Origin of the sequence: Nostocoides sp. (assembly GCF_035343835.1) — a bacterium.
GTDB classification, from domain to species: Bacteria; Actinomycetota; Actinomycetes; order Actinomycetales; family Dermatophilaceae; genus Nostocoides_A; species Nostocoides_A vanveenii.
Window position 1 is genome coordinate 1 of record NZ_DAOQZV010000182.1, and the last position, 6622, is coordinate 6622.

Annotated in this window: 6 protein-coding genes; 3 read left to right on the plus strand and 3 right to left on the minus strand. The window is 70.3% G+C overall.

Features of this window, described 5'->3' with window-relative positions; all coding sequences use genetic code 11:
- Positions 1 to 843: MFS transporter (locus tag PKH97_RS12165; RefSeq protein WP_324387732.1), on the minus strand; the 843-nt coding region annotated here is incomplete at its 3' end.
- A gap of 16 nt (positions 844 to 859) precedes the next feature.
- The gene (locus tag PKH97_RS12170) at positions 860 to 1549 is read right to left on the minus strand and encodes an LppX_LprAFG lipoprotein (RefSeq protein ID WP_324387733.1); all 690 of its coding nucleotides are present in this window, start codon (positions 1547 to 1549) and stop codon (positions 860 to 862) included.
- A 51-nt stretch (positions 1550 to 1600) separates the two neighbouring features.
- Between PKH97_RS12170 and PKH97_RS12175 the strand changes: the two genes are divergently transcribed.
- Both PKH97_RS12175 and PKH97_RS12180 read left to right on the plus strand, forming a co-directional pair.
- Entirely contained in the window at positions 1601 to 2218 is a 618-nt protein-coding gene (locus PKH97_RS12175) for a histidine phosphatase family protein (RefSeq protein WP_324387734.1), read from the plus strand.
- A complete protein-coding gene (locus tag PKH97_RS12180) occupies positions 2215 to 3672 on the plus strand; it encodes a hypothetical protein (RefSeq protein WP_324387735.1) in 1458 nt (485 codons plus the stop codon). The genes PKH97_RS12175 and PKH97_RS12180 overlap by 4 nt, the downstream gene beginning before the upstream one ends.
- Positions 3673 to 3771: 99 nt before the next feature.
- Here PKH97_RS12180 and PKH97_RS12185 read toward each other — a convergent pair whose 3' ends face one another.
- Positions 3772 to 5982, minus strand: a complete 2211-nt coding sequence (locus PKH97_RS12185; RefSeq protein WP_324387736.1) for an FUSC family protein — start codon at positions 5980 to 5982, stop codon at positions 3772 to 3774.
- Between the two features lie 116 nt (positions 5983 to 6098).
- Here PKH97_RS12185 and PKH97_RS12190 point away from each other — a divergent pair.
- Positions 6099 to 6622, plus strand: a 524-nt coding sequence (locus PKH97_RS12190) for an LLM class flavin-dependent oxidoreductase (protein ID WP_324387738.1), incomplete at its 3' end; no start/stop codon positions are given.

A 6622-nucleotide genomic window follows, 5' to 3' on the forward strand; every position in this document is an offset into this window, starting at 1 on the left:
CCCGAGCAGCGCCGCGCCCGCCGGGTCCGCCCGCCGCACCACGGGCCAGGCCGTATGCAGTGTCGTCGCCAGCGCGCCGGCCACCAGCACCAGCCCCACCACGCCGATCGGAGTGGCCAGATGCGCCGTCGCGTCACCGAAGGGGACAAACGGAATCCCCAAGCTGACCGAATTGGTCAGCCGTTCGGGGGCCCAGAGCGCGAGGCCGGTCACTGCGAGCCCGGCCGCCCAGATCAGGACGTGCCCTAGCGCGCCACGCGTGGCCGACGCCCCCGTCGCCGGGCCGATTGCCCGGATCAGCAGCGCCAGCACGATCCCCCCGATCGCGTTGAGCCAGAAGATCATCCGCCAGTCGGAGACCGCCAGGACGAGGGCGCCGAGGACCGGCCCGAGGACCGAGCCCAGCTCTTGAACGGCCCCGACCACCCCGAGCGGCAGGCCTCGGCGATCCTCGGGCCAGAGGGCGGCGACGATGGACAGGGTCGCCGGCACCAGGCCGCCGCCGCCGACCCCCTGGATGACCCGGCCGGTGACGAGGACCGACAGCTCCGAGGCGAGGGCCGTGATGCCCGAGCCGACGACGAAGATCGCCAGGCAACCGAGCAGCACGCGTTGGCGATCGATGAGGTCGGCCAGCCGGCCGATCAACGGCAGGACCGCGACATAACCCAGGAGGAAGCCGCTGATGATGGGCGCCGCACGTTGGAGGTTCTCGATGCCGAGCCCGACGCCTTGCATCATGTCGGTCAGCGCGAGCACCACGACATAGGTGTCGGCAGCGGCCAACGCCACGGCGATCGAGGCAAAGGTGAGCAGCGTGCGGGCCCGGTGCGGGCCGGGCACCGCGGGCAGCGGGGGGTCAGGGCCGGGGGATGTCAATGCTCTTGCCGTAGTCGGTCAGGACGACCGAATAGGTCGAGCTGATCCCCTCGTAGAAGTTGCCGGTGACCTTGGCCTGCCGCAACTGCCCGGACGCGGGTTCGATCCCGAAGACGGCGTCGAAGGTCGTGCCGTCCTTGCCCAGGCGCAGCAGCGCCTTGATGAGGGAGCCTGGGAGCTGGGCGGCATAGGTCTGCAGGACTTCCTTGCCGTAGCGCTGTTCGCCCGTGGCCCGTGCATCGGTGGCTTTGGCGAGCATCTGACTGAGGCCGGTCGCTGGGTCGAAGAAGGAGCTCGGGGTCGGGGCGCCCAGGTCCGCCAGGTCGACGGGCGCGAGCTTGGGCGTGAAGAGCGACATCCAGGACTTCGCGCCGATGCTGACCATGTCGACGGTGGCGGGCGTGCCGTTGACCACCGCGGTGACCTGGCCCTTGAACTTGGGGGTGGTGGCGTCGATGATGCCGGTGCCTTTGGCGCCTTTGACACCGTTGTGGCCCGAGGGGATGTCGATGCTCGAGGCCAGGTCGATGGTCACCGCCTTGGCGGTGTCGAAGGTCGTCTTGGCCTTGGCGAGGGCTGCCGTCGGATCCTGCGGCTTGCTCTCCCCCGTGCAGGCCGAGAGCGCGATGGGCAGGCTGATCAGGGCAGCCAGGAGGGAGCGACGGCGCATGGGCAGGACGATACCGGCCACCACCGTCAACGACATCTAGGCTGGCTGGCCATGAGCCCCGTTGCCGAGCCCCGCCATCAACTCGTGCTGCTGCGCCATGGCGAGACGGAGTGGTCGCGGACCGGACGGCATACGGGGCTGACCGATCTGCCGCTCACCGAGCGCGGCATCGCCGGCGCGCGCGCCGTCGGCACCCTGCTGCGCGGCCGGGAGTTCGCGCTGGTGCTCGCCTCCCCCTTGCAGCGAGCTCGGCGCACCGCCGAGCTCGCCGGGCTGACGCCCGAGATCGAGCCCAACCTCCTGGAGTGGGACTACGGCGCGGCCGAGGGGCTGACCACCGCGGAGATCCGCGCGCAACGAGGTGCCACCTGGACGGTCTTCGGCGACGGCGTCACCCCGGGGGCCACCCCGGGCGAAACCCTCGAGGAAGTCGCCGCCCGCGCCTCCCGCGTGCTGGCGCACATCGACGGCGCGCTGCGAACAGGGGATGTCGCGCTCGTCGGCCACGGTCATGCGTTGCGCATCCTCACGGCCGTCTACCTGCGCCAAGAGTTGCGCTTTGCCGCGCAACTCCCCTTGGAAGCCGGCGCTGTCAGCATCCTCGGCTGGGAGAAGGAACTGCCGGCGATCCTGGCGTGGAATCGCCTGCCGGATCTCGATCCGGCATGACACCCCGGGCCGTGGGCGGGCAGGCAACCCCCACCCGGCGACGAGCTGGCCGCGGCGCTCGACCCGGCCCCGGCGGGACGGCGAGCGATGAGGACCTCCTGGCCGGTTTCCTCAACGGACTCGACGCGGATGCCCTTCGCGGGCTGCTGCGGGAGTTCGCGACGGACGCGGGCATCCGGCGGGCGTTGCTCGTGCGCGCGGCAGCGTCGGTCGGCACCGACGCCGATCTGGCCGCGACGTTGACGGCGAGCGTCAAGGCGACGCTGACACTGCCGCGCCGGCTCGATCGGCGACAGAGCACCGCCTATGCCGCTGCCGCCGCCGCGCTGCTCGACGAGCTCGAAGGACACCTGGCTGCCGGCCGGGCCGATGCCACGCGGGAGCCGTTGCAGGAAGCCGCCGTCCGGCTGCGCAAAGTGGTCATGAACGTCTACGACGACGCGGGCCTGATGGGTGCCTGTTGCCAGCGGGCCGCCGATCTGCATGTCCGCGCGTGCCGCGAGGGTGCGCCCAACGTCCTGCGGCTCGCGAAGTGGCTCGCGTCCTTCCGCACCTCGAGCCCCGGGTGGCCTCGCACCGACCTCGCCTCCTATGCCGACCTCTTCGATGAGCGCGCCATGGCGGCCTACCGCGCGGGGATCGACGCATATGCCGTTCGGCTCTCCGGCGCGCGGGAGTGGGATCGCCGCATGCTCCACCAACTCCAAGTCGAGCTCGCCGATCACGACGGTGATGTGGATGGGGCGATCGCGATCCTCCGCAGCAGGGAGCATCCCGCTTATGACGAGATACTCGAGCGCCTCGACGCGGCAGGCCGAACGGACGACGCCCTGGCGCTTGTCGATCAAGCGGTGAGGGCAGAGCGGTATTCGGCGCGGGCCCAGCTTCGCGGTCATTGGCTGAGCCCGGATGCGGTCTCGGACCACTATCTCGCGGCCGGCCGGGTCGATGATGCCCTGGCGTTTGCCCGGACCCTACTTGTCAAGGACCCGTCCACCACCAGCCTCGCCCACCTCCTGCGGGTAGGCAGTGAGACCGGAACCGCTGCGGCCCAAAAGAATTGGGCGACATCATGGGCCCGTGACCGAGCGAGCAGGTCATCGGGCGATGTGCTCATCGACTGGGCCTTGGCGGCCGGTGATCTCGAAGAGGCGCGAGCGGTAGCCCTCGAGTTCGGCGCGGGTGCCCAATGGTCGCAACTGTCCACTGCGCTCGAAGAGACGTACCCCAAGGATGCTGCCGACCTCCACCGCCCCAGGCTGGCCGACGACCTGCGCTACCCAGATACGCGGACATATCCGGAGATCGCCGAACGCTTGGCGACGATGCTTCAGTTGTATGCCCGCGCCGGGCTCGCTGACGAGTTCATCGCCGAGATCCGCGGCATCCGCGCGCAGTACGCCAATCGTCCGTCGCTGCAGCTGGCCATGGATGCGGCTGCGCTCCCCCGCTGATCGACCGGGCAAGCGCCCTACCGTGCAGAAGGTGGGGTAATCACGCCACCTACTTCAGGGAGAGCGTCTGCGGGTGAGCGGCCTCACCACGCGCCGGCATCACCGGGCGCGCGGCGAGAGCAGGCCGAGTGCGTCCGCCAACCGGCGGCAGCGCCGCGTGAAGACGACGGGCAGATCCGTTGTGCCGCTGAGGATCTCGGCGATCTCACCAGCGATACCAGGGGCGTCCGCGCGCGTCGGCCGCTGGTCTTTCAAGTCGGGGACGTCGGCGAGGCGACGGGCTTCGGCGGCGAGGGCACGGCATACGTCCTCGACCACGGGGGACGGGTCGGCGGGGAGTGCGAGGGCCGCCTGCACCAGCGACCTGGCGGCTGACGCACAGACCACCAGCACCGCGACGCGGTGGCGCCGGGCGGCGTGGTCGGCGTCGAAAACGCGCGGCCGGATCAGCGAGTCGTGGGTGCTCGCGAGTTGCCGGGCTGCTTCGTCGAGGGCGACGACCTCGCGATAGATCGTCGCGCGCTCGGTGAAGGACGGCGGCACTCGGACCGCCCCGCCAACGCGCTCGAGGAGGTCGGCCAGCGTCGTGAGCAGTTGCCGGCGAGCCAGCACCAAGGTGTCGCGCGAGGCGACGGGCAGCACGGCATACGTCACGAAGATGCCGGCGGCAGCACCGGCCGCCGTCTCGGCCAGCCGGATCCACAGCAGGTGCTCGGTGTAGTCCTGGAGCACCTCATAAAGCTGCCCCAGCACGATGGTGATCAGGCAGATCATCCACGTGGTCGAGAGGGCCTGGACATAGAACGCAAGGAAGATCCCCAGCAGCATGATCGCGCCGGCCACCACATGCTGCCCACCGGTGACGTGGGCCAAGCCGATCGAGACGACCAGGCCGATCAGGGTGCCCACGGTGCGATCGATCGCCTTGCGCGTGGTCTCGGAGGTCGTCGAGGCGCCGGTGAAGGTGACGAAGGCCGCGATGGCCGCCCAATAGGAGCGTCCCGGCGAGATCAGATCACCGAGCAGCAGGGCGAGGGCCGCGGCCGTCGCCGCCTGGATGGCCTGGCGCGTCGTGAAGGCCATCCGGCCCGGCGACCACCAGTGCTCGGCGTCCAGCGCCACGGCCTTGCCGGCCAGCGCCGCGCTGCCCGGCAGCGCGTCACCGGAGAGTTGCACGACCGGCTGATATCCCGGCTGATTCTCGGCGCGCGCTTGCTCGAGCACCGTGCCCGAGTTCCAGTCCTCGACCGAGGTCAGCAGCAGATCGCCACCGAGGACGAACCGCCGCGCCGCGTGCTCCCCCCAATGGGCGTCCTGGCGCAGCACGGCGAGCGCCATCCGCGCCTCGTCGAAGCGGGACCAGCCGAGTTCGGTCAACGCCCGCCGCATCGCCATTTCCGTATGCCGCGTGCCCCCGACCGCGGACGCTGCATCGTCTCGCGTGCGATCAGCGAGTTCCACGACGGCACCGGCGACCTCGTCGACGCCGATCTCGACGTCGATGATCCACTGCCGCAGACGCAGCGGTGAGACGCCCTCGGGCAGGGCCCGGGCATCGGCGAGCTGGCCGTCGAAGAGCAGCGCCACCTCACTGGTCTTGATCAGGTGGGCCCGGAGCGCGCGCCGGGCGGACTCGCTCGCGGGGTCGGCCAGGACGTCGAGGCAGGCGCTGAGGACCGAGCGCGCCTGGGCCCGGAGCGCCGTCACCGTGCGCTGCAGGGTGGCCTCCGGGTCGCGCGCGAGGATCGTGACGAGAAGCAGGCCGACCCAGGCCGTCGAGATCACGGCCGCGAGCAGGATGCCGGGCAGGGCGCTCGCCGGCGGGTGGAGGAAGAGCCCGAAGAAATGCGCCTGCCACATGACAAAGCCGGCAGTGAACCAGCGGGGCCCGAAGCGGCGCACCCAGACGGCCAGGAAGGTCACCGCCACGAAGACGGTCAGTGCCACCGGACGCCACGGATCGGCCAGCACCGAGCTCGCCGCACCCACCACGGCACCGCCTGCCGCGGCAGAGGCGGTCGTGACGATCGCGCGCCGGCGGGTGTCCTTCAAGGTGGTCGCGAGGTTCAGGGCGACGATCCCGCCGATCATCACGTGCATGAGCGCGGCGGGGCGAGGCGCGCCGGCCGCCGTGGACAAGATCGCCTGCAAGACGACCGTGGTCGAGGTCGCGACCACCGCCCGCGTGCCGTGACGGAGCCTGGTCAGCCCGGGGTCGGAGGCGACGAAACGGTCGCGGGCGTCGCGCCACTGCTGGCGCACCGAGTCACGTCCGCGGCCGAGCGCCCCCTCGGCCCGGACCCGCGTCATGGTCACGCGCCCAGTCTCTCAAGACGTGGGATACCCCTGCGAACATTTTAGTTGAACTATAAACTAAACACGAGGCAGAGAGGCACTTCGGAATCTTCACGGTCGGCGATGTGACCATGGACCCGACGACCGGCCGCACGCCGACCGAGCACGAGCGAATCAAGGCGCAATTCGAGATCGCCAAGAAGGCCGACGAAGTCGGCCTCGACGTCGTTGCCTTCGGCCAGCACCACAACCCGCCCTTCGTCGCCTCCGCCCCGACGACGACGATGGCCTATGTCGCCGCGCAGACCTCGCGGATCCTGCTCTCGACGTCGACCACGCCGATCACGACGACCGACCCCGTGCGGATCGCCGAGGACTATGGCACGCTCCAGCTCCTAACCGATGGGCGGATGGACCTCATGCTCGGGCGCGGCAACACCGGCCCGGTCTATCCGTCGTTTGGCAAGGACATCCGCGACGGGATCGACCTCGCCATCGAGAACTACGCTCTGCTGCACCGGCTTTGGCGCGAGGACGTGGTGACGTGGACGGGTCGCTTACGCACCCCGCTGCAGGGGTTCACGGCCACGCCACGGCCGCTGGACGGCATACCGCCATTTGTCTGGCACGGCTCGATTCGCAGCCCGGAGATCGC

Excerpts from the sequence above, each read along its gene's own strand:
- PKH97_RS12185 (WP_324387736.1), bottom strand. The coding sequence starts at position 5,982 with ATGACGCGGGTCCGGGCCGAGGGGGCGCTCGGCCGCGGACGTGACTCG.
- PKH97_RS12170 (WP_324387733.1), bottom strand. The coding sequence starts at position 1,549 with ATGCGCCGTCGCTCCCTCCTGGCTGCCCTGATCAGCCTGCCCATCGCG.
- PKH97_RS12175 (WP_324387734.1), top strand. The coding sequence starts at position 1,601 with ATGAGCCCCGTTGCCGAGCCCCGCCATCAACTCGTGCTGCTGCGCCAT.
- PKH97_RS12180 (WP_324387735.1), top strand. The coding sequence starts at position 2,215 with ATGACACCCCGGGCCGTGGGCGGGCAGGCAACCCCCACCCGGCGACGA.